This is a genomic window from Shewanella eurypsychrophilus, from assembly GCF_007004545.3.
In the GTDB taxonomy this organism is placed as follows: Bacteria; Pseudomonadota; Gammaproteobacteria; order Enterobacterales; family Shewanellaceae; genus Shewanella; species Shewanella eurypsychrophilus.
Map to the genome: position 1 here is coordinate 798,483 of NZ_CP045503.2, position 26,597 is coordinate 825,079.

The window sequence follows — 26,597 nt, forward strand, 5'->3', positions numbered from 1 at the left end:
TAAAGCTGGAAGTAAGTGTTTTAAGAGCGTTAGATCTTAAAATAATCTTTCAAACTTTGATCAAAATCTAAAGTTAACGAGAAGCGGCTTGATAGACTCAGGTCACTTTTATTCTTGGCACTTAAGATTATGACAAGTACTGTAATTAACAGCTCAGTGGCACAGGCATTACTCAATCGATTTATTGAATATGTAAAATTCGATACACAGTCAGATGCGAAAAACCCCGCGTGTCCGAGTACCCCCTCACAACTTGTTTTTGCACGTCACTTGAAGCAAGAGCTTGAGTCTCTTGGCTTTCATCGTGTGAACTTGTCATCGATGGGCTATCTAACTGCGAGTGTACCAGCGACAGCTGAAGGCATTCCTTGTATCGGCTTTATAGCGCATTTAGATACCGCCCCTGATTTTAATGGTGCCAATGTTAATCCACAGATAATCAGTAACTATGATGGGGAAGATATACTGCTGGGTGAGGATGAGTTGCTGAGTACAGAGCAATTTTCTAGCCTGCTTGATTATAAAGGGAAAACGTTAATCACTTCAGATGGAACGAGTCTTTTAGGTGGAGATAATAAGGCTGGAATTGTAGAAATAATCTCGGCTTTACACTATTTATTAGCACACCCTGAGATCCCTCATGGCGAGATCCGTTTATGCTTTACTCCTGATGAGGAGATAGGCAGAGGCGCTGATAACTTTGATGTTGAGGCCTTTGGTGCCAAGTGGGCATATACTGTTGATGGTGGTCAGCTTGGCGAGCTGGAGTTTGAAAACTTCAATGCCGCGACAGCAGTTATCACAGCAAAAGGCAATAATTGTCATCCAGGTTCTGCCTATGAAGTGATGGTGAATGCACAAACTATGGTAGCAAGATTTCATGCTAAAATGCCGCTGCATGATACTCCTGAAGGAAGCAGAGACTATGATGGTTTCTTCCATCTAATGAATATGCAGGGACAGACTGAAGAAGCTGAGCTGACTTATCTTATTAGAGACTTCGATGAGGAGCTATTTGAAAAACGCAAAAAATGGCTAGCAGACCGTGTGGCCAGTTTTAACGGCGATCTGGTATTAGGCAGCTTAGCTATAGAGATCACAGACAGCTATTACAATATGAAGCAACAGATATTACCTCACCCACATATCATAGACATTGCCGAGCAGGCGATGATAAATCAAGGTATTACGCCAATTATCAAGCCGATAAGAGGAGGTACTGATGGTTCAAGGCTTTCTTATATGGGCCTACCTTGTCCTAATATCTTCACTGGGGGGCATAACTTTCATGGTAAGCATGAATATATCTGTTTAGAGTCTATGGAAGCCGCTGTAGATGTCATTATAGATATTTGTCAGATCACAGCTAAAAAATATCAAAATCAATAAGTGATGTCGCCGATACCGTTATGCCGATACCGCATCAGTATGCTCATCTGAGGTTTGGCTGGGTAAAAGAGGGAAAGATATCAGGAAGCAAGCACCGCCCAGTTCGCATTTAGGTTCCAATCTTATATTGCCCTTAAGAAGGATCGCGGCATTGTAAGCGGCGGATAAACCAAGTCCTGTACCACCTTCATTTCTTGAGGTGGTATAGAAAGGTTCGAAAATATGCGTTGCCGCATCTGCCGATATTCCAGAGCCATTGTCTTGGATTGAAATATTAACCAGCTTATTGACGATTTTGGCTCGAATAATAATTAGGCTTTTATCTACTTTCTTGAAGGCATGTGTATACGCATTAGAAAGAATGTTTGTGGTGATCTGTTTAAGTAGGCTCTGGTTTGTGACAATTTCAAGCTCTGAATCTAGTTCGAATTGCACGTCAACCACTTGTTTATCAAAAAGAATTTTCATCGATTCGTGACTGTCAATCAGTGTTTGTTTAAGATTGATACTCTTTAACTCTTCTAAGCTTTGCTGCGCAGCTACGGTTTTAAACTTCTGAATTAAGGTACTCGCCTTAGTGATATTACTGACAATGAGCTCGCAGCTTTGTTGATACTCTTCCAAAATAGTGTTGATCTCTTCAAGGGTAGTATTTTCTCCATGGATCAACTGTATCAGCTCCTCTATATGCACCAGTTGTGATGTCGCAGCGGTTAAACAGATCCCGATTGGCGTATTTATTTCGTGAGCGACACCGGAGACCAGCCCCCCTAATGCAGCCATTTTCTCTTGTTCAACTAAAACTTCTTGGGCACGCTTTAGAACCAGTAAAGACTGCTCGAGCTCTTGAGTTCTTTCTTTTACTTGCCTTGCTAGCTCCTCTTTATAACTAGTCTCTAGTGCAAGTAATCGCTCTCTATCAGTTAATGCATCTTGTAATTCCTGTTTCGATTTATTGATATCAGCAAATGAATTTCTCAGTTGCTGCTGCATGGTATTTATCGCCTTAGAGACTTGATGAAACTCGTCACTTTTCTTGCTACTTTGCTCAAATTGTAACGGCTTAAAAGGGCTGTTTAGATCCAATTTTTTACAATACTGACTGAGTTGGTGTAAGTGTCTGGCGACCATGTACCAAACCAGAAACAGGATAAAGCCTGCGACGATGAAAGTTTTAATGGCATTGGAGAGTAGGATGATAATGGCTCTATCTAATAGCTTTTCATAAACAGCTTTTAGATCTGCTTGAACCAATAAGGTACCGACAGGAATGCTGTCATTGCCAGAGCTATAAAACAGTTCGAAGGTTTTTTCTATGGTGTTTTCAGGTGTTGGGGTTCCAGATATCCAGACTTGGCCACTATCGTCGTTGATAGAAATGTAGGTGATATCTGGGAGCTGAATGAGTCCGTTAAGTTGAGTGTTAATTAAGCGCTCATCGATAACCCAAATACTGGCAGCTAATACATCTAAGTTTACTTTTTCAATGCTGGTAAATTGCCGAGAGATGCGATCGACATCGCCCTTATAGTCATTTATCAATTGAAACCCTGTGGTGATCAAGGTGATTAATGAGCTAAACAATATGATTGATATGGTTAACTTACGGCCAATCTGGCTTTTGATTAATCTGCTAGTAAAAGTTTGCATGGATCCTTTTCTTAAGTATTGAAAGTTAAACAGTCTTGCTCACCTTTGGCTTCAATAACGTCGAAGTCGGCATCCCTACATAAGCATAGACTGACAATCACTTTAATGAGTATCTTAGTCACTTAAAAATAACAAAAAAAATTATTCATTGTAAAAGGACATTAAATCACTTTGTGGCACTAATATTGCTTTTGAATTGCATAAGTACAGGTTTTTGACACTAGGTATTGCTATGCAAAAAGTAAAGACACAAATATTTAAAGCGTCGGCTCCTAAGCAGCTGATTTTTAGCTCTATGCTTTGGCTCGCAATCGTCAGCGGTGCCTTGTTATTTGTCCCTGCCGCAATTCTGGAAGTCGTCCACTTGGATAAGGTTGTGAGTGCCCAATCTCATTTTATAGGCTTAACTTTCATTATTGGTATCGCCTACCTTATTACTCAGGTTGTTAATTACTTCTTGGATGAGGCGATAAGTTCGTTGAGAGTAAAGCGTGCCACAGTCGTTATCGAAGAGAAGGTGAGATTACTCGATCCAACTGAGCGCGCTTTGTTACGCGAGTTTTTCCTGCAAGGAGAAACCGTTTTAACCCTGCCGCAGAATGAGCCAGCGGTACAAAGTCTGCTAACCACTAATATCATTGAGCATTTAGGTAACCAAAAGCACTACGCTATTCAGGGGCCTACTGCAGATTATAAGATATCAATGCGCGCAAGGATTTACCTTAATCGTCAGGTGCTAAGGTTACCCGTCGGTGAGCCTAGTCAGGAAGAGATGCAAAACTTGATAAAAGCCAGACCGACATTTGCTCACATATCAGGGTCAAGAAAGCATGCCGCTTAAATATAGGGCTAAATTCATTGGCTTAGTTATAGGGAATGGATAAAAAATAGGGGGCATAGAGCCCCCATTTGCATTAAGAACAGCAGACCATCAAAGATACCGCCGTTCAATTAAAACCATGCTTTCAACAATATGCTTCAGTGTAAGCTTACTCAGGCTTAGATTTTTGGATAAACATCCACATGAGATATACCATGATGCCAATCGTCATAAAAATAACGGTCATTGACATTAAACCTATTGGGTTACCAAACATTAAATCTAACCAGAAAGCCATAGTGAAGTCCTCTTTCAAATCTATTTCATTACCTTGTTCCCCAAACTAATCTGCTTTAGAGATCAACTTGATGATCTCGATCAAATTTCAGCCAGAATCATTATGAAACTAAAGCTTTAATGTTAATTGTTTGCGTTACATCTCATTTGGCTTATTTAGCACTCGCAGACACAGTGAGTGCTAAATAAGCCAGTGATCAGCTTTTAGCCTGTGGAAACCGTCGATGAGGCTAAAATAAAAACATCAGAGTGAAATTTGTTCGGTCAGATCTTTTGAGCTTTTAAAAGGCTTGCCATTCGCCCTCTCAAAGGTATAATGCCCGCACTTACTGAGGTCGTAACGATTTTAGTTAGTCTATTTGATTAAGCCGGTGTGGTGGAATTGGTAGACACGACGGATTCAAAATATAGCGTCTCTAAATTCTGATTTGCTATAACATGTTGAATAGTCGAAGTTAAAAATCCTTTTGAGATGCGATTTGTCTTGCAAAGGTTTGCAAAGAATCTTATGCTTTGCAACGAGCTATACAGCTACTAAAGCTTTGCCGGTGTGGTGGAATTGGTAGACACGACGGATTCAAAATCCGTTGCTTTCGAGCGTGACGGTTCAAGTCCGTCCTCCGGTACCAAACTTTAAAACCTTGCTAACGCAGGGTTTTTTTGTATCTGACGTATAGTAATTTTTCAAATACCCCTTCTGTTCTCCCATTTTTAAGTACCTGAATCGTTACCTTTGCATGACTTTCCTCTATCTCTAGCGTAGATCTGTTTTGGTGTTATTAAAGCTGGCGATATACAGTCTCCCGCCTACTCCTTGCTTATCACTGATGAACATGAGAGCCAAAAGCTCAAGACTGAGAACGCCAAGCGTAAGATTCCTCTACATTTGGATCTTATCGGTGCTGGATTTATCGAATATGTCGAGTCATGCCATGAGCGAGTATTCGATGAGGTTACTAATCGTGAAGTGGTGACGGCATGGTTTGCTAGACAGATGCAAAACCTTGAGGTTGACTATGTTAATGAGCTAGGCCATATCTGCTCATTTCACAGTTTTCGTCACACGTTCATTACTAAGCTGATGAACGAGGGCGTGCAGATAAACCTGCTGCAGGAGGTGGTAGGCCATTAGATCAGTTCATTTGGTATCACTGGGAATTATACTCACAAGTCCACCGAACTCCGGCATGTTCTGCCTGTCGTGGATAAGCTAGTGGTAACTCTAGGGGCCTAGCAAAGAATTTTAAGATATAAGTCTTTGACACTAATTGAGTTTTGGAATACTGTGAAGCCTCCTGACGTTAGGCATTTTTTGCCCCCTCTGTAGCCGTCACATTGTGATACTTGTGGAAGCCCTATGGTTGCTTACAATTTATTGTTATCAATTTAATAGTGGTTGTCCTATTAAAGTTAGTTTTTAGTCATGCGCTTGCGCTAGGCACGTCAGGGTTTATGGAGGGCTTGATTATGGATCAAAAAAATTCAAATCAACGCTTCGTTAAAGAGAAATTAGTGCTTGCTATTTTGATAGTTAAGCTACTAAAAGCTATAGGTGAATTTTTACCTGTAGCGATTGATCTCTTTAACATGGCTTTCAACTACTTTAAATTGCGGGTTTGCTTTGTATTATGTCGTTTGAACCTTCTTGGATTCATAAGTTTGAAGTGAAAAAAGGTGCTTGGGTATTCGTACCGTCACAAAAAACAAGAGATGAAGGTTTAAGAATAGTACAGCGAATCAAAAAAGTGTGGAGTCCACCTGACAACTTCTATCATTTGAGATTAGGCGGTCATATTCAAGCTTTAAAGTCTCATGAAAATGATCTTTTTTTTGCAAGTATTGATATTAGTGATTTTTTCGGTTCCATAGGGAGAAGTCGAATTACTCGGGCCTTAAAAACAAAGTTAGGGTATAAAGACTCTCGTGAAATAGCACTTCTTTCTACTGTAAAGCATCATACAGCTAAGCAACATTCTCATTCGTTACCATTTGGCTACGTACAGTCACCACTTATAGCATCTTTATGTTTATATGAGAGTAAGCTAGGAGCGGTTTTAGCCGAATATCATAAGCACAGTGCTATAAATGTTAGTATTTATATGGATGACATTGTTATGTCAGGAAGTTCATATGCGGAAGTCTTTGATTGCTTAACATCGTTAAAAAATGCAGCAGAAAGATCAAAATTCCCATTAAACGCTGAAAAAGAGTCAGGGGTTTCTGATTGTGTGATTGCTTTTAATATTAAGCTTTCGCATCAAAATTTGGAAGTTACGCCTAAAAGATTTGCTAAGTTTATGAAAGCTTATATAGATAGCCATTCAGGTTTTGAACGTAAGGGAATTCTGGGGTATGTTGGCTCAGTAAACAGTCACCAAGCAAGAAAGTTAGAGAGACTTACTTTATGAAAAACTTTACTCTATTTGTAAGTAAGACAGCGCAGCTCGATACGCTGCGCACGTAAATAGTGATTTGCCAAATAAGTTATACTATTTCTCTCGTTATTTTTGATTATTTGCCCTTGGTTTACCTCAATAATTGAGCAATGCAGTTCCCAAGCTTCAGGCCAAGTAGTGGCGGGACAGCGTTGCCAACTTGCGTATATTGAGGCACCTCAAATTTACGCATTTGTCCTCCAGTCGTTATTTTCGATCTGAATACAAAATTATCAGGGAAGGATTGTATTCTCGCCATTTCTCGAACTGTTAACACGCGAAGCTCATGCTCATCATAGTGGCAAGCATCATCTGGTATGGATAGTGCTGCTGGTGCTGGAGCGTTTGCAACTAGAGCTTTTTGAGTCTGTTTTTTAGTAGGGTGTGCACGAAGGTATTCAATGAATTCTTGTTTTGAATTGAATGGAAGTAATTCTCCGTCTACTTGAAGATACTTATATTTACCACATACAGCCCATACATCATCCGCAAGTTCCAAAGCATTTCCTTTTAGTACCGTAAAGATAGCTTTAGTGACCCAACGCTCACCTATGGTTTGTAGTACTTGATATAGTCTGAATCGACGTTGAACTATCTCACCATTATTACGGTATTCATGGTTTTGCAAAGCATTTCGCTGTGGTAGAGATTCAAAAGTGGTGTTCAATGCATTTATAAAATCTGACGGTTCAGTGGCGAAATTCTTTTTTAAATCATCCAATGCATCACGAACAGTAACAGTTTTACCATTAACTAAGTCTGCTAAAAATGACTTTTCAAATAGACTGCGGTGAATAGGCTTAGTAGCATCAAAATAATCTAAATGGCCGAATGGTAAGTCGCTTCCAGACTTTTTGACCAATTTATAGAAAGCCAATGATGGAGCAAATAAATCAGCATTGGCAGTGTCAAAGTCTCGAGCAATTTCATTAAAGTGATCGAATCTAACTGCAATCATAATAAATCGGGGGCGATTTTGAGCTATACCGGCTAAGCGAGCATTAATATGCAAGCAAAGCGGAATGTAACCGATAGAGGCAAAGACTTTGGCTACTTCGTACCAAGCATGAAAGCTATTGCCGTCTTCATCTTTAAATGCACGTAAGATACCGGTTACGTTTTCTAGCATCGCAATCTTAGGCTGAGTGTGTTTAACGAACTGAGCAAACTCCCATGGGAGTGTATTTTTGTCACAATCACGCTTACGAAGACCTGCCATGCTGAAACTTTGACAAGGTGGCCCCCCTGATACTAAATCTAAACCACGTTGAGAGCCAAAAGCTGTTTTGAGTTGCTTAGTTAGTTCTTCGTTAGCATCTAGTAGTCGGTTGAGTTCGACAATACTGCCAACTACTAGCTTGCCTTTAAGTTCGGAGATATTTTCAGGAATATCACTTGTTCCTATCTCATCAAATGCGGGAAAGGTAAATGGATTTTCACGTAAACGAGGCTTTAGTTCGGCATGATTGCTGTTTAGCCAAAGTGTATGCGTAGCTCGTTTGTTTTCTGCAGCTAACTTCTCTAAATTTTCATCAAAAAAATTAAAAGCAAACGACTCTGCAGCCATCGGTGAAAGTTCATTGGCCATTGTGAGCTCAAAGCCGCTTTGCTCTAAGCCTAGAGAAAGCCCCCCACATCCAGAAAATAGTTCTATATGGTTCAATTTAAACCTACCTAATATCAATAATGATGTAATAGTACTGAACAAAATTGTGATTGTCCAGGCGTTTTATACTTGCAGTTGTAAAAAATGGGTGGTATTTTGAAAAAAGGCTCGGGTTTGAGCCTTCTGTTATTAGCAGTAGAGCAAAAATTGCATTTCCCACATTATTCATTAGTAGTCCTATTCGTTAGGAGTACTACCCGGGAAACACCCAATGAAAAATATACTTCCGACAGAAAGCCGCTTGAAACAAGATGCTACTCGACTAAAGAAAAAGCTTGGTATCAAACAATCTAAAGCTTTAGATTTGATCAGCCATGATTATGGATACAGTTCTTGGTTTGAAATTCGTGATGAACTTGATAAGAGAGCAGCACTAGAACAAAAAACTCCAGATATCTCTCTCGAATTTGTTGAAGCTGAAGATGTTGAGCTTAACGAAGAGGAGTTTGAAAATCTCGAGAATGAGCGCTACAACGATCTAACTGATGATGTAAAGTTGCTAGTTGAACAAAACAAACGTTCACTGGTTAAACTGGGTATTGAGTTCTCTCTATTTGAACCAACACTCACAGGGTTGAAAAAAGCCATTTTAGATGCAACTCAAACAGTTAGAACTCATTTTGAATTAGAAAACTTTCATTTTTACTGGGAGCAAGAACAAGGGCAGGAGCATAAAGTAAAAAAGGTTGCCTACTTGCTCACTGACCAGCAGCAGACTAAGTCAATTTCTAGCCTCTATCGTCCTAATACAAAGAAAGGTGATCCTAGGATGTGGTTCCGAGGACTTCCTCATTTTTCTGAGGCTGGAGATCAAGTTGCAATTATAATTCAGGATGATGAGACTTATCTCATTAACCTTAGTACAACTAACCTTGAGAGTTCTTTGGCAAGAGAAAAATCTTATATCAAGGACTTTTTCTCGAGTTTTAGTGAGCAACACAATTCGGTTGCAGAGGAATTGTTGGAAAAGTTAAGAGCTCTTGCACAAAGAAAATTCCCTGCTTTGCGAAAAGGGGATACCGCAATTGGTTACACCTTAGAAGCTATGCTAGATATAGAGGCAAACTCCAGCAAGTTGCCTGATTATAAAGGTATCGAGTTAAAAGCTGGCCGAGGTATGAATACCCGTACAACTATGTTCGCTCAAGTTGCGGAGTGGGACAAAAGTCCGTGTAAGAAAAGTGCTGAAATCCTTAATAAGTATGGTTATGAACGAGGTGATGACTTTAAGTTGTACTGCACAATCACTACTCAAAGAGAAAACCCTCAGGGATTGAGCTTTATCTATGACCAGTTTAAGGATGAGCTTCAAGAGTGGCACAATAAATCTGATCTTGTCGCGGTATGGTCCGGTGATTTATTGCGTAAAAGGCTTAAAGAGAAGCATACTGAAACATTTTGGGTTGAAGCCAAGAGTGAGAGCATCAGTGGCGTTGAATATTTTCAACTACTGAGTGTCACCCATACTAAGGCACCTGTTTCGAGCCAACTTATGCCACTGCTCCAATCTGGAGTAATCACCATGGATCACCTAATTAAGCGTAGTGGGAAAAATAATAAGGTGAGTGAAAAGGGTCCTCTCTTTAAGATTAATAAGAGAGATCTAGAGTTACTTTTCCCTAAGCCAATCTCTTATAACTTGAAATAAAAACAAGGATGTATTTATGAAATCGTACGAAATATCACAGTCCATATTAAACATGGCTCAAACACAATTAGCAAAGACTCCGATATGGAAAGGGTCGCATAGAGGAGCCGATGCAAATCAAGTTGGGGTTCTGGGTGAGCTAATTGTAGAGCAATGGCTAAAAGATAATGGCATTTCATTCTTTGATGATAGAAAAGCAACCACACATGATTATACATTGAAAGATGGTAAGACATTTGATGTGAAGACTAAGGATAGAACTATCAAACCTAGGGCTAGTGATGATTGTTCTGTACCACTGTATAATCATGAACATCAAAGGCCTGACTATTATATATTTGTGTCTCTCCAACGGGCTAAAGGTGATGACTCCAGCGATTTAACTAGGTTTCATACTGCCCACATCCTTGGCGGTATGAATCTAGAGCAACTTGATAGTCTTGGGGTGATTTGGAAAGCAGGCCAAATAGACCCAAGTAATAATATGAAGTTTTGGACAGACTGCAAAAATGTGAAAGTGGAACAATTGGCTAGCCCCAAAATAGTTAAAGATAAATGGCGCCTAGCTTAGTACTAAAACACTGAGGCTCTTCTCTAAGTGGAGAGCCTGTCTATATATTGGATGCCATTAGCCTTGGTACAAAAAACTTAGGGGCATAAATTTATCCGATAAATATGGTTGTAAGCTACCTTCATCGTGTTGCTCTTCTGACTATTAATCTGAACCACTGATTCTCGTGCTTTGCTCTAAATGTGACTTATAGTCCGTTGTTTATGAATGATAGAACAGTAAAAATAGCCCTGTGATTTATGGGTGGGTGAATTATGAAAATTAAGCATGCAACAGCTTCAACTTTGAAACAATTTCGAAACGAAGCCGGAATGAGCCAAGAGCAATTAGCAAGGAAGTCAGGCATTGACCGTACTTACATTTCTGGGGTAGAGCGTTCAGTTCGCAACATTACCCTTGATTCACTCGAAGGGATCATTGAGGCGTTGGGAGTAACTTCTGCGGAGTTTATGCGTAGGCTACATCTTGAGTTGCTTAACACGCAATAATAGCTAGCTTTGCAGCTATTTGTTAGCTAAGGCCGTTACTGCTTTGTGAGCGGCATCAATAGCCATCTGAATATCAAACTCCAAGCCTGAATCAAGGCATTCATGATTCTTGCTAATTGACCAACTAAAGCCTTCATTGTAGCTGTCTGGGTTCGTTTCTACATAGATTTCAAATTCTTGGTAGTCTTCCTCAAAAGGCAGTGCAATGTTTGAGTCGTTATGCATGATATTGTCCTTTCGGATTAGTGGGCAGATGCTAATTGATTTAGATATGTTATTAACTCGGTAGGGCTCTCTGTTTCCAATATGACCTCGCTATCTTCATTATGATGAATATCAGGAAATTCATCTGTACCACTGTTAGCTGTCGTCATTACAACATAGCGTTTTTGCACGCTGTCTTCTCTTTGAACTGGATCTTCATAATCAACCCAAAGCACCATATACCCTGTAGAGGTTTTAAAATAGAAGCTTGGTGATACATCGTTGTGCCAACTTTTGTCTACTAACCAAGGATATTGGGATAAGTCGAAGCCTAGGTTAAAGTTTTGGCCAAACTCTTGTTTATATAGTTCCATGATTCATCCTTAGCTAGGCATTAGAGTACGCGCCTAGAATACCAATTTTTGTAAAGTTATCTAGTGGGGTGAACAGGTAATGCTAGACACTCGTCACCTTAACTAGGTAAGCTTTTATCCCAAGACTATAGGCCAAGAAGTTTTGTACCCATACTTGGTAGATCTCTCTTGCTTGTTCGATTGGTGTTGCCCCCATCAGGTGTCGAAATATTCCGTTATCAAAGTCGAAGTCTAGCTCCTTGGCTAGCTCGGCCATGTAGCCAACACCGACATAGCTAAAGTCGGTGATATAGCAGATGCGCCATTGGTTACCATGTTCCTCGTTAACCTCTTTCTCTAGCCTTACCTCTACAGGGTGAAAGCCACCACGTTCGGCTGAATAGTTGGGATCTCTGAAGTTGATGGTAACGGCTGAAGCTGCTTCATAGTTGCTGATAAGATCTGCCAAGTGGAGGGCGAGCATAGGTGATACAGGTAAAAACAGATCTTGGTGTTTTATCTTGATAGTCATTGTGGTGTCCTTTCTGGCTAGTGACAAAGGCGAGAAAGCGTGGCCTGACGAATATCAGGCACCTGCTTTGTATTAGTGGTTAACGTCTATTACTTCTTACTCTTCTCCTTCTTTGTGCCCGGCTTATTGCCCTTAGTCAGCAAGGGGTCGAGTTCACCCGCCACTACTGCCTCGATAATGGTTTCTATGGTGCTCACTAAGTCTTCCTCTTCGCCGACTTCAATGGCGTGCATCCCTTTTTGTAGCTCCAGTGGTTTGTTGCCGCTACGCACCTCTAGGTAGTAGCGGTTATTACGCTTGTAGAACCATGGGGTGACCTTCTTAGGAACTTGTACCTTCTCCCTCTCACCTGTCTCTTCATCTTTTACCCACTTTTCTCTGTAGAAGGTGTGGGTTTCATTTTCGGCTAGGGCGGTGGCCAATATCTTTTGCTGGCCTAACTTGGTGAGTAACTTCTCCCTACGTTGTATCAATGGGTTCTTGCTGCCATCTTCTGGGCGAGCGGTTACCTTGAGTGAACTCAATAATGATGTAGTCATAGTGATTACCTTTTGTGGTTAGTTGGTGATTGGTGGTGTTGCGAATTGATGGCCAAGTCCCGAGGTGGGTGAGTCATCATGGTGAAACTAGTGTTGCTAGGTGGTGGTAACTATCTCGATACTTGGGCTACTTGAAGCCGATGGTTCTGTTGCCGGGCTTGCTGTTGTTCTCGGTGGTGATAATGGCTAAGCACTCTTCGGTGCTGAGCTTGAAGTTGCTTAGTTTTAGGCGTCGTTTCAAAATAGAAAAGTCACCGGGAGTCAGCAGCTTAAGTGAATCTAATAAGCTGAGTGTTTGAGTCGTTAACGTATCTGTGTCTGTGACGTTCCTAAACAGATTTCGAGCTTGTATCTCTGTCAGATAGTCAAACGATAGCTTGAAGTCGAATCGACGTAGTACAGCTCTATCTAGACGCTCTGAGAAATTAGTCGCAGCGAAGAATGGCTGATTGAAACACTCCATCTGCGTCAGCAGCTCATTCACTTGTTGTATCTCCCAGCTAGCGTTTAAGCCGCCTCTATCAAGCAGTAGGCTATCCACCTCATCGAAGAACAAAATGTTGTTGTTATCACTGGCCTGTTGAAAGATACGGGCGATACTCTTCTCACTCTCGCCAACGTACTTACCGAGTACATCTGAGCACCTGATAGTGACCAGTTCTCGGTTGCAGCTATTGGCTAAGTACTCCACTACTGCCGTTTTCCCTGTTCCCGGTGGCCCCAATAATAAGGTGCGGATATCACAGTCTTTATCTAAGACTGTCTCTAGCTGACCAATGGCTTGGTTGCCACCCTTGATGTTGAGATACTCGGTAGAGAAGGGGAGTTGTGGCTTATAGCTATTGGTGTGAGGACTATGGCCGCATGCCGTTAAAGTACTCTTCACCATGGTTTCAATATTATGCTCAGCAGCCTTACCTGTAAGTTCGGTGTTGTGGGTAACAAAGGCCGCATTGGTGATGTGAGCTGGTGTTAGCTCCGGCAGTGCGGCCAGTTGGTGTTTGAATACCTTGGATACCCTAAGTCCTTTGAAGCTTCTATCCATCAGGCTTTCCATGACTCGATTATCTGGAATGGTGACATTAAGTACATAAGTGAAGCGGCGAACACAGCTATGGGGAATCACATCGATATGGTTGGTTATCCAGATGGTAGGAATGGTGTTTTGCTCCATCAGTTCATGCAGCATATCTTTGCCATAACCACGGTGAGAGATGCTTTGTTCGAAGATATCCTCACACTCATCTATCAGCAGTAGGGTCTTCTCGTCTGGTGACACTAAGCGTTGCACCAGCGTTAGGTACTGTAATCGTAGGTTAGAACTGAAGGCTTGCTTCTTGAACTGCCCACGTTCTTCGGACACTTCATCCCCGACAGGCTTTATGGCAATAAGGTGGGAGTGTGTTTTATCAGCCAGCACCTTGGCTAGTTCGGTTTTGCCTGTGCCGGGTTGACCGTAAAGCAGAATGTTAATCCCCTGCATGGACTGGTTGATGCTGATATCTAAGAACTGCTGCAAGGTGTCACACTCAAGATGGTTAAAGTGGCGTAGCTTAAGCTCAGATTTTGGTTTGGACTGTATAAAAGGCTCAATGAGGTTGATGTAGTACTCGACCTTGGCACCTAACAGTAAGCTAGTGATAGCCTGTGGTAGATTCATAAAGTCAATCAGGCTGGTATCGAAGAACTGGTCAAACAGACCTGTCGTTGTTAGTGCCTTTAATACCTCAATCAGCTTGGCCTCAGGTATACCAAACATGTAGGCGAACATTGCATTGGCGTAGTTATCCTCTGGCAGGATCTTATTGATTAGATCAAATAGCCCTCGGTTAACATTCATCACCGCAATAAACTTCACCACCTTCCAGCCGTCATCAGGCAGCCCTAGCCCTTGAGAGAGTAGCTTGCTGTTGTGGTCTAGGTTGCTGGTAGTTGCTTGAGGTCTCTGCTTCTTAAGGTGGTGTATTAAGGCGTTTAGCTTACTGCCATTGCCAAGTTTAATACCTTTGCCACACACCATTTTGACCATGCGGCTATTTAGCTCCTCCAGATCAGTGTTATCAACATAGCCAGAGGTGAGGGCACTATAGGCATAGGAGGTTGCACTGCCTTGATGCGACTGAATCGGCGTGACCTCTACCACCATGTTGTCTTCGGGCAATGGTGTATGGAGTCTAGTCATCCTCGCCTCCATCAAGTTGCCCATTAAGTTGATAGTCCAGCTGATCAATAGCCTCTCTCATTACCGACTCATCACGTTTATCGTAGATCTGTGTGGTGGTGACATTAGCGTGACCAGCTAGCTTACTGGCGGTGCTTAAATCGACTTTCTGATTGAGTAGTTCGGTAATGAAGGTGCGGCGTAGATCGTGTGGAGAGATGGTGATGCCAGTGGCGGCTAAAGTGCGTGCTTTAACTATTTGATAGAGGGCGGCACTGCTGAGGCTACGGTCATGCTTAATGACATTGTTCCAGATGGGATTAAACAAGCCCCCTGATTGGTGTGTTCTCACCCTTAGCCAGTTGTCGATATAGGTTAGCGCCCATGTGGGTATCGGCTGTTTGCGTGGCTTCTTCCCCTTGCCTGACTTGACCGTTAAGGTGCGTTTATCAAGGTGAATATCACTGACCGTTAAATTGGCTAATTCAAAGCGCCTTAGGCCAGTACTCAGGAACAAGGCCAATATGCAACAGTCCCGTTTACCTATGTACCGCTTATCCAGATAGCTGGTGGTGATCAACTCACCCACACTACTAGATGATAACGCCTTACCTCGGCTACTTGGGTTGATGGGTAGCCGCTTAACCGCTTGTACCTGCCGCCACTGCATATCGTCCACTACCCCCATCAGGAAGCCAGTCTTCACAATGGCCTTGAGTGCAAACACCACAAGGTTAACGGTTCGGGGGGACTTCCCCTCATCTAGCTTATGCCGTTTAACGTATTCAATTTGTGCGTAGTTCAATGTGTGAAATGGCTGTGCTTCTACTTCACCTTTCCATTTTAAGAGTTTTATCACAGTGCCTAACTGACTGCGCAGAGGTCTTCGCCCACTGGGAGCAAGGCGTGACAAAAACAACGCCGTTGGAGTTTGATTATTCATAAGGGGAGCCTAGATAGAACACGAAGAACTTCGTGCTGAGACTTAATTATAACAGGCAGTTGAGAGAGATTTTAGTGGTGCTTTCGGACGGTTGCTTTTAATGAACTGTTCACAGTAGGATTAGAATCGAGCTAAAAAGTCTATTAAATTAGTTGTACGGGAGACTCTTCGATTGATCATATTAATGAATCACCTGAATCTGCAAAGGAATGTGAAAATATGGGGAAGTATATACTTATACTTGGACTTCTTTTTTGGGGTCAAGTTAATGCTGGAGAAATATATAAGTGTAATCAGAATGATTTGGTTATTTTTAGTGACAAGCCGTGTGGAGAAGGAGCTGCAGTATCAAAGTATTCAACTGACTATAGAGAGTTAGAGCGTCCCAGTTTCAGTATTTATGGTAACTCGAAACTGATAAGCAATATCGAGTATCAAACGATTTGGCCCTTTCCCAGTGAGCCTAGCGGGTACATATCATGTGTGAACGTTGATAGCCTTCGAAAGGCCGTCTGGTTCAACGGCAAAAACACAACTTATGCAATAAACGGTCAGGCTATGGCTTCCGGTCAACTAGCTTCCAAATCAATATATTCAAAAATAGTAGGTAAGAAGTTTTTAATAGGAAGAGAGGCTTCTACTAACCATGATGGACTTCGTATGTTGATTGATGAAGGACTTAAACTATGTCTTTAATTTTGCTATTTACGATAGTTTTGATTTCTATCGTAAAGGCGTACTAACTTCACGGTAACGTACACTAACCGGAAGTGGACTAGTTTTGTCTGGTTATGATGAAATTTGTCGTATTTCAGCTTTTCAGTATGACTACACACGACGAAAAAACAGACCCGCAAAGGCAGCTTAAAACACACCATAGAGCATGAATTAAGTGCTTTAGAGCCAAAGTTTACGTTAGGATTACCGTCTAACTACTGTGGATTAATACTGTCTCTGCAACTTCCATCTACCATTGATTTTAGCTGTGATTGCCCCCCTATTAATATCAATGTGAACACACTTCGTGTCGATAGTTGGCAGATTTGTGTTTATACAATGCTGAGCGTCTATAGGCGTCAAAGTAATAAAGCCAAAATCATGTAATGTCTGGAGCATTGGTAACAAATCATCACTTTGCATAGCAATTTTATGTTTTTCTAATAATTCAGGCAGGCATTTGATTGGCATCCTGTAGGACTCTGAACTCTTGAGACCATGCTTTCCGATGTATAAGGTACGATCTTCACCAAACACGCTACTTCTAATATCTTGATTTAATAGTGAAAATACGAAATGCCATGTGTAATCTTTATGAATCACCCGATGAAAAAGAAACAGCCCTAACTTTAAAGTATCATAGGAGAGCTCTGGAGCTGAAAGAAGGTTAAGAATGTGATAATTATTTTCGTCACCCACCTGCTGAAATTTTGCAAAATCAGCTTTTCTGATGTCTTTGTTTGCCATCCACTTCAGTAATAGCTTTCTTTCTGAATACTTAGGGTTTAGTACTATGTAATTTTTTTTGGTTCCGATTCTCTTTGAAATGTCCTCTTTGAGTTCTGTAGCTAACTGAGGTGCTATTTTGATTAAGTTGTCGTATGAACTCATTTTCAGTTATTCCCATATTTAACATAGTTTGTTATGTGCAAATAAATCAATGTGTTGTGCTTTGTTGTTTTTAGTTTTTGCGCATAGTTTACTCACTTATTAAAGACGTAACAAGCCTATCCCAAAGTGTAACCACCTGTTGTGTAAGTTATTTTTTGTTGTTCCCATAAAACTAACCACTCGATTGAAAAAAATGATTTTTTAGAAAAAAACACAAAAATAACCAAAAAAGCCAATCGGCATAAAAATATAACTTAGTCAGTGAGTTACTTGATTTTTAACGTTGCTAAATACCATAGCTCCCATATTTTTCACCAAGAAGGAAAATAATTTAGCTGGTTAAAAAAATGGGATAACAAGTTCCAATATTTCTATTAGTAATATGTACCTACAGCGCTGAGAACAGAAAGGAGCATGTACAGGCTCTCTTCATTCAACAATCAGTAATAGGTGATTTAATGACAACTTTAAAGAGTGCCAAGAACGACTTAGTTAGAGCTCCAGCGGCTAAGTTCTTAAGTGATAAAACAAAACAATTGACTGTAGAGGAGGCTAAGTGTTTTACAAAGGAAATTTTAATCAATGAGCGTAGTACTAAATTGAACCTGATGTTGATGATGCATAAACGTGGTTTTGCAGTGCTGGGATATAAAGACTTCAAGTCCTATGTGACAAAAGAACTGCCGATGACATATGACGCAGTTATAAAGCAGATGGTCGCAGCAGAAGTGGCAGCGGAACTTTTTGGATTAGAATATGTTGGTTTTTACAGTGATTCTGCTATGCGTACATTACGAGCTTTAGGTTTTAAAAATCAGATTCGCATCGTATGTCACCTTAAGAAAAAGCTTAATAAAAAAATTGATGAAAATTTCACTCAGATTGAATTGACAAAAAAAGCTATTGAAGTTGCTTTAGTTGAGTTAAGTGGAGGGGAAAAGAATCTAATAAAGCAGTTAAACAGTAAGTTACCCGCTGAGGATTCAGAACCTAACTATCATGAGTTTCCTTATGATAATTTGGCAATTTTCGAGCCATATGTAGAAGAGGAATATATTCAGTTACACGGCTTCAGTCGTTGGGATGAACGTAGTTTACCTCTTTTGAAGAGGGATGAACTATTGGAGCATGAAGAAAAATATTTAGACGATATTTTACAAGTAAAGTGGTCTTTATCAGACATGTTGAACCATGTTCAAAGCTATCACCCTCTAAAATTTGATGAAATGAAACATAAATGTATGCAAGGGCATCATATGGCTTCTGACTTCTTGGTCTCTATTTATTTTCCAGATATTCCAGATATTCCAGATATTCCAGATGGCGAAGAAGACTGCTCACTGGATGACATCTTAGGAGGTGATTTTTTCTCGGATGCAGGAGATAAAAAAGTAAAACGAGAGTATGGCGAGATGCGCAAGAAAATTAAAAAATCTCTAATTCATAAAATTTATAACATTTTTCAGAGGAAAAACCCTAAAGCAGCTGTATTAATGGCTATTGCTGATGAATTAGATTTGGAAGAACTGAATGATGCACAGGCGTATCTTTCACTTTTGTATGATGATCGCTTGGAGGGTTCTGACGATGATGACGGCTTTGACTTACAAGGTGACGAGTAAGTAAAGCACTTTGCTTTCCAGCTGCGAGCTCGCAGCTGGAAAGCGGATACCATCCATAAGCATGATTGGCTTACTTATCAGTTGGTTAGCAGGTAGCAAGCTTAAATGTCAGATCAATATTCAACTATGTAGGTACTAAAGAATGAGTAACTCTAAGCGATATAAGAGCAATTCTATTACATCTATTAGCAATTCCAATAAAGGTAAGTTTTTTAAAAATATACTACCTAGTAAAATTTTTAGCATAGCTAAAAACAAGTTTTCACTAGTTCGACCAGAACTTAATAAACAAATAGCGGAGCTAACTAATCCTAAGGCACTGAGGTACACAGCGGAAATAAGTAAAATTATAGCTGTGTTAAGAGTGAAGGATTTGCTTCAGTACCAGCAAAAACTGATTACTTATCACATGAAAAATGTGAGTGCAGATACTGTTGATATAGACCATATCCGTATAGGCTTGACTCTTACATTAACTGACATGAAGAAGCTACTAGATGGTGATAATGGTTTAGGGCGAGTTAAAACAGGTGGTAGAAAAGACAGGTTAACAGTAAAGAGAATTAACGTTGGTAATGTTAACCAAGGCTTTAAAAAAGGAGATGTTCGTCCATTTTTTACTGCTAGGTTTGAAATGTTTACCGATAAAGATGACTATCGCAATATTAATGTCTTTTTAGCTGAGCCTCAGCATGAGCGCAATAAAGGGCGAGATTTAGTCTATAACTGTGAAGTTGAGTTTATTCCTACTCGTCTAAGCCTGCCCATCATTTCTTTTATCTTATATCAATTTCAATCGGTGTTAGGTCCTCGCCGCTATAAACAGCTATTCGATAAGGCTCTACTGCTAGAGTTGCATACTGGCTATACAATGTATGGTGTATCTCAGCTATTCGCTTTTATGACCACGAGTGATAACAATGTTAAGAAGGGCTTGTGTTACCCCTTTAATAAGCGGCAGGCAGTTGAAACTACTTATGTAGGTGATAGGGACAGTCATCATCTGATTGGATATGACAAAACGCTCAAAGAGATCAAGAAATTTGTAGAGCGTTCCATTAAGGGGTTGGCGGGCTCATTTGAGCGTGTTGCTGGCATGTTAGGTGGCGTTGATAAGTGGCTACCTTCGCAAGTGTGCAGTTTCCGTCTTGAGTCGCGTCAAAAGTATAGTAAAGATCCGATTGCATTAAGTATTATGCCGTCAGTTAAATCCTTACTTGGTAAGGTTCGATTATTGAAACCCAAGTACCTTGAGCATCTTCCAGATGAGCAACTAAGCTTGTTAATTAAAGATAAGTCAATGCAGCCATTATCGGCTAAATGGCGCTCTCTGTTTATTAAGAGTAAACTCAAAAAAATCTATCTAGCTTTTGATACCGATCTACTTAATGCAGCAATTAATAAACGGTTACAAGCGTTGTTAGGAGCCATTTTAAGTCCTCAGAAAACTCTAGATGTAAAACCTAAGGAAAACTATAAGCAAGCAGTCAATAATGCTCGTAAGATATTGGGTCCTATTATTGATAAGCAGCTACATGACAGTGATCCGATCAAAAAAATCATAACTTCTAAGAGTCGAGCTATTTATGTTGAAGGCTGCCCTGGAGCGGGTAAAACACGGCTTATTATAGAGCGTATTAGACATCTTCGTGAGCAAAATATTAAGCCCAGTGCTATCTGCGTATTAGCCTTTACTAATAAATCTGCTAAAGAGTTTTCATCTCGGCTCAAAGAAGAAAAGCTATTTTCAGTTGGTATGGTTGTTGGTACGTTCAGTAGTTGGTGCAATAGCCTTCTAGATGAAAGTAATAAACTAAAGGTGCTTACTCCGGATAGTGCTTTCAATGTTATTAAGTCCCTTATCGATAAGCGAAGTCAAATTGTTAAAAAGCATGATGAGTTCGAGATTGCTAAATGTTGTATTTCAATATTTAGTCATATGGCAAATTTTGATACTCCAAGTATTGTGCGGACTATTGAGAAAGTTGCTCCTGACTTTCTTGAGTTTCAACTTGAGGTTACCGAGATATATGAGGCTTACAATAAGTATAAAAAAGATAAGTATCGTGATTTCAATGATATGTTCGTACAAATGAAACGAAGCTTGAATGATGTAGACTTTCTGGAAAAACTTGCTAAGCGATATAAGTATTTGGTTATTGACGAGATTCAAGATACTAATGGCATCCAGTGGCATATCATTACTACTTTATATAACAATAACGTGCGGTTATTTTGCGTAGGGGATCCTGCTCAATCTATATATGGTTTCCGTGGTGCTGTTCGCTATATGACAGCCAAATTTGAGAAGCAATTTGAGGGTGGGGTAAGGTTCCAGCTCACACGTAACTATAGATCGACTAAGCCCCTCGTTAAGCTAACAAATGATCTTAGGTTTAAAATCGATACAAACTCTATTGGCTCAGTAAGCGTATTAAAAGAAAGCAAGAAAAGTAGTGAACTCGCAAAGATAAAGTTCTGCGATACTTTAAAAAAGGCTACTACATGGCTAATCAAGGATTTAGAAATTAATCACAACAGCTATGCCTGTCAGCTTATTTTGTGCCGTTACAACAAGCAGGTAAAAAGCATCGAAAAAGCATTGGCAGTAGTGGGGAGTGATTTTGCTGAGAGACTGTCGTTGCAGGTAATGACTTTCCATAAAGCGAAAGGCTTACAGGCTGAACATTGCTATGTAATCGATCCCTTATTTAGTGTGAGCCAGCTTTCGACATATAAAGAAGAGTTATGTAATACCTATGTTGCTTTTACCCGTGCAGAAAAGGCATTGACGATACTTGCCTGTGAAACTGGCACTACAGTTTATGGTTTAGGCTCTAAATCGGCAGGGAGGAAAAAAGCGAAGAGTATCTTCCTTGATATGCCTGAACAATGGGTTGAGATTATAGGGTGATTTAATCAACGGATAAAGGCATTTAGGTGTTAAGGGGCCTAAAAGTTTTAGCCAGTAAATGATTTTAGTCACTAAGGTTTTGACATCGATTCTGAACTACTAGATTACTATTTTTCTGGATAGCGGCAATTCTTTTGGCTCGCGTACACTCCCACTTTGAAATGGGGAATTGCTGGTCCCATGCGGTCATTAATTGCTTCTGTTGTTTGCTCATAGCATATCTAGGGTAAGTGCTATCCATATAAAGATAAGTACGAGCAATTCGGCCTCTAGCTGCTACAGGAGGCTCAGCTTTTCTATTGTCTATCTTCATCTCGCAGCTTCCAAAGCTCGAAGCTGTACTCGGTAACATCGTAAAGTTGTAATTGCTGCGTAAAGCATTAACGGCCCCGATAGCTGGGTAAAGGTTATACATATCAGCTTGCATGTATCGATACTCAGTATTTACTTTTTCAGCACACCGTCGTCCTTTGAATGACTTCCCTTTGCTATCGACACAGCTTGAGTGTCCACCACGCCATTCTTTAAATGCTCTGCCGAAGTTTTCTGCAGGAACAACATGCTCCCACTCTACTTTCTTAGAGCGCTTTATATACTTAGAGGTTTCAAATCCAGAAGGAGGGATTACTTCTTTTTTCTCTGTAAACTCAGCTCCGCAGTAAATGGTCTCTCGGTGATTTTGATAAACACTACGCTCAAGCGACTTCTTTGCCTTATTGAATGATTGGTTTGTGGTATTTGGTTCGTTACTGTTTGCCGTGGCCTGAGTGGTAAGAAGGATAGAGAGTAATATAGCTGATAGGTAGTTAAGGCTCATGACGTTGTCTGCTGGGAAGTTATCTTTATATCATGACTTCTTTTCTGTGCTACCTCAACAAAGTGTTTAGCCGAGCACACTGATATAAGGTCCATGCGGTCGGTTGTTCTTAGTCTGAACTAGTATCAACTTATTACGGGTGGTAAGTTAATAAGTAACTTGTCTTTGTGATATGACTTTTAATAGTACAGTTTGAAATAGTGCCACTCAAAAAGGGGAAGAAAATGACAAAGGAATGCATGAACTGTGGATATGTTACTGACGATAAGCTTGAGAATACATCTAAGTGTGTAAACTGCGAGGTCTACTTTCATAAGTTTGAATCGAGAGCAAAAAAACTTGCTGATAAGCTTGGATTGACGTTAGAAGAGTACTTCGTCAAAACGAAACCAGAAAGGGAGGCAAAGAAACAAGAGTTACTATTAAAAAAAATAAGAGATGAAGAATTTGTGCAGTTAACTAAAGAAGAAGATAAAAAGAATGAGGCGTTAAAACGTATACAGCGTTCTGATGCCTCTCTTGATTTATCAGGTGAAGAAGTCAATGAGCTAATTAATTCAGTTTTGGTTACTACAACGGACTCAATCCCTAATTATGTTACTCAAGGTACAGTGGGAATAGCCTCAGCAGAATCTTGTTTTGATAAAGCAACGCTGAGTGACTTTTTTATAGCAAAAAACAACTCGACTAAGTGTCTAAATCCAGATGTTAAGAGATTGCTGGCATGTTCAAGAAGTGAAGCTCTGAATGAACTAAAGCTTGAGGCTATACGACTTAAAGGCAATGCTGTTGTTGGTGTGAAAATTGAATATATAGAGCTAGAAAATGTCATGTTGGTTGTAGCGACGGGGACTGCTATATCTGTTGAAAAAAGTGATAATGCCTCAAGTGGCAATCATACATTGCGAGATGGGTATATCCCCGGTGGTGTACATGGGAGTCTTGATGCTATCGGTCGAATAGCTGATTTAGCATATCTTTCAGAAGTGTTAGATCAAGAGTCTGATGGGGGAGCTCCTGAAAGTCTAAGCAGCTCACTTTCAGACTTATAAACTTATCTAACCTAATGGTGTAAGGACTGTGGATAGGGAAGAAATTCGAATTTCTACCCTATAACCTTAGCGTGACTATATGTTTTTCTTAGCGATATAGAGCTAACGGCTCAAGTTCAAGTATTTAATAATGTTTGAGCATTGCAGCATAGTAAACAGACTTAACGGTAACGACAATTATCATGGTATTGGCGTAACTCGTTTATGACCCATTGTGAGTTACAGGCGATAAGGAGCACATAACAGTGCAAGTAGTGGTCTACTTTTGTGAGCGATAAGTGATGGTTACTGATTACGTTAGATAAGACAATAATATTTATGCTCACTTTCAATTTGTTGCGCTCGTTTATTCAGCATGACTCTGGTAGAGTGCTTACTAATCAATAGCTTTGCTATAGCAAGGCTTAAACCATAGGTTTGTTAAATGTGCATGTGCGCTTTGCCAAATATATGCGCATGCTCATTATACTAAGACATTAAGTGACTGGATTAAGTATGAATCGATGCAGATGCAAATACTGTGGTTGTTTTTTGGAATCTGAAAAAACTGTCGAAACTCATTATCAAAAATGTCAGCGATTTGCCTGTAGTAGAAAACCATCATTTATAGAATTGCTTCCAAAAACAGTGAGGCAAACCCGTGCATCTATAGTCGGAACTTATGAATGGGCTATAAATAGTCGCAGTCCCCAAAAGTCTAAGAAGCTGTATTTGAAACTTAAGAAAACTTTAACTCGAACTGCGTTAGAAAAAGAAGTTAGGCGCTTGGAATCAGAAATTGTGTTAAATGAAGCCGTTAAGGAAATTCAGCTCAATCGTCAGATTTTGGTTTCTAAGTTACTTCAAGAGTTAATGCTTGAGACTAAGCGGCTGAAAAAACAAGTAAGACTTGAGCAACAAAAGGCCATAGCTAGTAAAGAGCAAAGGGTTTACAAACGCTCTTTGAAAGAACCTGTGCAGGGCCAAGCTCTACTTGAAAAATTTAACAAGTATAATGGGCACGTTGTATCAGGCGGTGCGTACGGTCAGGGAAAACGGTCATAATTTACATAACTATCGCATCAAATCGCGCCCAGAAAAGCGGGCGCTGGGACATCAAATCTCCATTTATGATGGTTACAGTAACAGTTAAGCTAGTAAGCTAGGGCCGACGCGGACATTTCTGGAGCAGTCAGTGGCAGTGTAATGAATATTTTTAGTTAGGTATTTTCTCGATAGTTGCATGCGGCGCATAAATACTAAGACGTTATATGAAAAGGAGTAGGAAATGAGGTACGGAGTGTTATTTATATTGTCTTTTCTTCATTTTGGGAGTGTCGCGAAAGACTCTATTGCTGATGAAATCTGTAATGCTTATGAAAATAAACAAGACAAAGAAAAGTGTTTCAATGAATTACTAGAAGAAGAACCAAAAAAACAACCAAGCATTAAATCATCGGCCTTAGAAGTTAAAAGTAGTAACTCAATATCAAATGCACAGCTTGAGTATGTACTTGATATTATGCAAAAAGCGTTTGTCGGTACAAATAGCAAAACACTTATAAAATATCGATTAGAGAAAACTATGAGACTCTACAGAACGCCAATTACACTAGATAATTATAATAGCTGTGCAAGTTCACTTGTTGCAATGAGGAAACATAGTGGTCACAGTGAGATGGATATTCTTAAATATATGATTGAAATGCATAGTCCAAATATAAATTTTGACTTTCCTACGGGTGTTGCTTTTGCTTCAACGCTAATAGGGGGGTGAAGTGGCATAGTTTTGACCACTCTTAGGTTCCATAATGTTTAAGTGAAATCACTAGCTCATTAATTGCTATATACCTAATTATCTTTCCAGTTGAGAATGTCTTCATGGGTGTTTAAATTGAACTCTCGTACACCATGAATGCTACCAGCAGGAAGGGGGACTTTAGCATTAGGGTTTAGTACTAAGTAGTACTCTTTAGAGTTGAAAATATTTTCACTTGTATAAAGTATCGCGCTGATATGTGAGTTATCGGTGTCCAAAAAAAGATTGGTATTAATTGGACTACCCTTGGCGTTTATCATTTGCTCCCTTCTTTGATAAGAGGAAACTACTTCGCTACTTTCATCATTATAGATGAAAATAGCATCACCTATGGCATAAGCTAATTGAACCATTCTGGGGCATTGGCTATTTTCAATATGACCATCTGGAACATCGCCAGCATTAATGGCAATTATGAGAATATCATTCAGGGTGACTATTCCTTCGTTTAGATATTTCTTGAATGCATCGTTTTTAGTTCTAAAAGCTGAAGTGAGTCTTAAGCTGATAGGATCTTCTTTAAGAGATTGAAGTTTATCGCTAGGTGGGAGCGCATTTACTTGATTATGTTGCTCGCCTCTTTTAGTGCAAATAGCTTCAATAAATACGTTTTTATTTTGGATAGTAGTGCAGATATCAGGCCCATCGTCTTTTGAGGATATAGTGAGTCCTTGCTCAAGTATTTTTTTTGTCAAGAGCATCTCCCAGCACCCACCGCCGAAGTGTTTTTGTAGTTGGGATAGAAACTTACTATCTGCGTATGGTTTGAACTTCTCCCAAAGCCTTAAGCATTTCTCTCGTGCCATGGGGTAAGGTTGAGTATTAAGATCCCTTACATTCTTATAAGTGCAGTCTTCTGCCTTTACGGCTGGTTTAAAAAAATCGTCGATTGATGTGACAGGCATAATAACCCCCTTATTGCTTTTGGATATATTAACCAATATCTAGAAGTCATCCATCGATACTTTGTCTTTGGCACAGTGACCTAATCTATTCAATAACGTGCTGACGATGAAAATAAACCATGACTTCTAACTGCTGGGAAGCGCTTGGAGTCAATCTAACGGAAGTAACCTGAGGCTGTATGTGC

24 protein-coding genes and 1 tRNA gene are annotated in these 26,597 nt (G+C 40.1%); 13 read left to right on the top strand and 12 right to left on the bottom strand.

Features of this window, described 5'->3' with window-relative positions:
- Window positions 1–156 precede the first annotated feature (156 nt).
- Complete coding sequence (gene pepT / locus FM038_RS03235) at window positions 157–1,389, top strand: peptidase T (RefSeq protein ID WP_142872907.1); 1,233 nt, start codon at window positions 157–159, stop codon at window positions 1,387–1,389.
- An 18-nt stretch (window positions 1,390–1,407) separates the two neighbouring features.
- Here pepT and FM038_RS03240 read toward each other — a convergent pair whose 3' ends face one another.
- Complete coding sequence (locus FM038_RS03240; RefSeq protein WP_142871936.1) at window positions 1,408–3,039, bottom strand: sensor histidine kinase; 1,632 nt, start codon at window positions 3,037–3,039, stop codon at window positions 1,408–1,410.
- Window positions 3,040–3,271: 232 nt separating this feature from the next.
- Here FM038_RS03240 and FM038_RS03245 point away from each other — a divergent pair, with 232 nt between their 5' ends.
- Entirely contained in the window at window positions 3,272–3,880 is a 609-nt protein-coding gene (locus FM038_RS03245) for a superinfection exclusion B family protein (RefSeq protein ID WP_195873200.1), read from the top strand.
- Window positions 3,881–4,028: 148 nt separating this feature from the next.
- On the opposite strand, the gene FM038_RS03250 is transcribed toward FM038_RS03245, so the two are convergent.
- On the bottom strand, window positions 4,029–4,157 hold the full coding sequence (locus FM038_RS03250; RefSeq protein ID WP_142871937.1) for a DUF3149 domain-containing protein: 129 nt from the start codon (window positions 4,155–4,157) through the stop codon (window positions 4,029–4,031).
- A 543-nt stretch (window positions 4,158–4,700) separates the two neighbouring features.
- Here FM038_RS03250 and FM038_RS03255 point away from each other — a divergent pair.
- The 3 genes from FM038_RS03255 to FM038_RS03265 all read left to right on the top strand — a co-directional run bounded on the left by FM038_RS03255 (window position 4,701) and on the right by FM038_RS03265 (window position 6,564).
- A tRNA-Leu gene (locus tag FM038_RS03255) sits at window positions 4,701–4,785 on the top strand.
- A gap of 185 nt (window positions 4,786–4,970) precedes the next feature.
- Window positions 4,971–5,288, top strand: coding sequence for a tyrosine-type recombinase/integrase (locus FM038_RS03260; RefSeq protein ID WP_223292991.1), 318 nt, complete (start codon window positions 4,971–4,973; stop codon window positions 5,286–5,288).
- 496 nt (window positions 5,289–5,784) lie between these two features.
- Window positions 5,785–6,564 carry a reverse transcriptase domain-containing protein gene (locus FM038_RS03265; protein ID WP_142871939.1) on the top strand — a complete coding sequence of 260 codons (780 nt, stop codon included), beginning with the start codon at window positions 5,785–5,787 and terminating at the stop codon, window positions 6,562–6,564.
- 118 nt (window positions 6,565–6,682) lie between these two features.
- Here the strand turns inward: FM038_RS03265 and FM038_RS03270 are convergent, their stop codons facing one another.
- Window positions 6,683–8,299, bottom strand: a complete 1,617-nt coding sequence (locus FM038_RS03270) for a DNA cytosine methyltransferase (RefSeq protein ID WP_336512792.1) — start codon at window positions 8,297–8,299, stop codon at window positions 6,683–6,685.
- 169 nt (window positions 8,300–8,468) lie between these two features.
- Here FM038_RS03270 and FM038_RS03275 point away from each other — a divergent pair, with 169 nt between their 5' ends.
- The 3 genes from FM038_RS03275 (at window position 8,469) to FM038_RS03285 (ending at window position 10,964) form a co-directional block, all read left to right on the top strand.
- A complete protein-coding gene (locus FM038_RS03275; RefSeq protein WP_142871941.1) occupies window positions 8,469–9,905 on the top strand; it encodes an MvaI/BcnI family restriction endonuclease in 1,437 nt (478 codons plus the stop codon).
- 16 nt (window positions 9,906–9,921) lie between these two features.
- On the top strand, window positions 9,922–10,476 hold the full coding sequence (locus tag FM038_RS03280; protein WP_142871942.1) for a hypothetical protein: 555 nt from the start codon (window positions 9,922–9,924) through the stop codon (window positions 10,474–10,476).
- Window positions 10,477–10,730: 254 nt separating this feature from the next.
- A complete protein-coding gene (locus tag FM038_RS03285; protein WP_142871943.1) occupies window positions 10,731–10,964 on the top strand; it encodes a helix-turn-helix domain-containing protein in 234 nt (77 codons plus the stop codon).
- A 15-nt stretch (window positions 10,965–10,979) separates the two neighbouring features.
- On the opposite strand, the gene FM038_RS03290 is transcribed toward FM038_RS03285, so the two are convergent.
- From FM038_RS03290 to FM038_RS03320, 7 genes are all read right to left on the bottom strand, one after another.
- Window positions 10,980–11,189, bottom strand: a complete 210-nt coding sequence (locus FM038_RS03290) for a hypothetical protein (RefSeq protein WP_142871944.1) — start codon at window positions 11,187–11,189, stop codon at window positions 10,980–10,982.
- 17 nt (window positions 11,190–11,206) lie between these two features.
- A complete protein-coding gene (locus FM038_RS03295; protein WP_142871945.1) occupies window positions 11,207–11,542 on the bottom strand; it encodes a hypothetical protein in 336 nt (111 codons plus the stop codon).
- Between the two features lie 82 nt (window positions 11,543–11,624).
- A complete protein-coding gene (locus FM038_RS03300) occupies window positions 11,625–12,053 on the bottom strand; it encodes a DUF2787 family protein (protein WP_142871946.1) in 429 nt (142 codons plus the stop codon).
- Between the two features lie 89 nt (window positions 12,054–12,142).
- The gene (locus tag FM038_RS03305) at window positions 12,143–12,592 is read right to left on the bottom strand and encodes a DUF6641 family protein (protein WP_142871947.1); all 450 of its coding nucleotides are present in this window, start codon (window positions 12,590–12,592) and stop codon (window positions 12,143–12,145) included.
- Between the two features lie 127 nt (window positions 12,593–12,719).
- Complete coding sequence (locus FM038_RS03310) at window positions 12,720–14,774, bottom strand: AAA family ATPase (RefSeq protein WP_142871948.1); 2,055 nt, start codon at window positions 14,772–14,774, stop codon at window positions 12,720–12,722.
- Window positions 14,767–15,696: a tyrosine-type recombinase/integrase gene (locus tag FM038_RS03315; RefSeq protein WP_142871949.1), complete on the bottom strand. Its 930-nt coding sequence runs from the start codon at window positions 15,694–15,696 to the stop codon at window positions 14,767–14,769. The genes FM038_RS03310 and FM038_RS03315 overlap by 8 nt, the downstream gene beginning before the upstream one ends.
- Window positions 15,697–16,638: 942 nt before the next feature.
- Complete coding sequence (locus tag FM038_RS03320; RefSeq protein ID WP_142871951.1) at window positions 16,639–17,304, bottom strand: hypothetical protein; 666 nt, start codon at window positions 17,302–17,304, stop codon at window positions 16,639–16,641.
- Window positions 17,305–17,762: 458 nt separating this feature from the next.
- On the opposite strand from FM038_RS03320, the gene FM038_RS03325 reads away from it, so the two are divergent.
- Window positions 17,763–18,926 (top strand): hypothetical protein, encoded by a 1,164-nt coding sequence (locus FM038_RS03325; RefSeq protein WP_142871952.1) that lies wholly within the window; start codon window positions 17,763–17,765, stop codon window positions 18,924–18,926.
- A gap of 409 nt (window positions 18,927–19,335) precedes the next feature.
- Complete coding sequence (locus FM038_RS03330) at window positions 19,336–21,840, top strand: DEAD/DEAH box helicase (RefSeq protein WP_185965743.1); 2,505 nt, start codon at window positions 19,336–19,338, stop codon at window positions 21,838–21,840.
- Window positions 21,841–21,904: 64 nt separating this feature from the next.
- On the opposite strand, the gene FM038_RS03335 is transcribed toward FM038_RS03330, so the two are convergent.
- Window positions 21,905–22,657: an endonuclease gene (locus FM038_RS03335; RefSeq protein ID WP_142871954.1), complete on the bottom strand. Its 753-nt coding sequence runs from the start codon at window positions 22,655–22,657 to the stop codon at window positions 21,905–21,907.
- 224 nt (window positions 22,658–22,881) lie between these two features.
- Here FM038_RS03335 and FM038_RS03340 point away from each other — a divergent pair, with 224 nt between their 5' ends.
- The 3 genes from FM038_RS03340 to FM038_RS03350 all read left to right on the top strand — a co-directional run bounded on the left by FM038_RS03340 (window position 22,882) and on the right by FM038_RS03350 (window position 25,465).
- The gene (locus FM038_RS03340; protein ID WP_142871955.1) at window positions 22,882–23,709 is read left to right on the top strand and encodes a YbjQ family protein; all 828 of its coding nucleotides are present in this window, start codon (window positions 22,882–22,884) and stop codon (window positions 23,707–23,709) included.
- Window positions 23,710–24,240: 531 nt separating this feature from the next.
- A complete protein-coding gene (locus FM038_RS03345; protein WP_142871956.1) occupies window positions 24,241–24,753 on the top strand; it encodes a hypothetical protein in 513 nt (170 codons plus the stop codon).
- A gap of 223 nt (window positions 24,754–24,976) precedes the next feature.
- Window positions 24,977–25,465 carry a hypothetical protein gene (locus FM038_RS03350; RefSeq protein ID WP_199242724.1) on the top strand — a complete coding sequence of 163 codons (489 nt, stop codon included), beginning with the start codon at window positions 24,977–24,979 and terminating at the stop codon, window positions 25,463–25,465.
- A 74-nt stretch (window positions 25,466–25,539) separates the two neighbouring features.
- Here the strand turns inward: FM038_RS03350 and FM038_RS03355 are convergent, their stop codons facing one another.
- Entirely contained in the window at window positions 25,540–26,412 is an 873-nt protein-coding gene (locus tag FM038_RS03355) for a hypothetical protein (RefSeq protein WP_195873202.1), read from the bottom strand.
- Window positions 26,413–26,597: the final 185 nt, after the last annotated feature.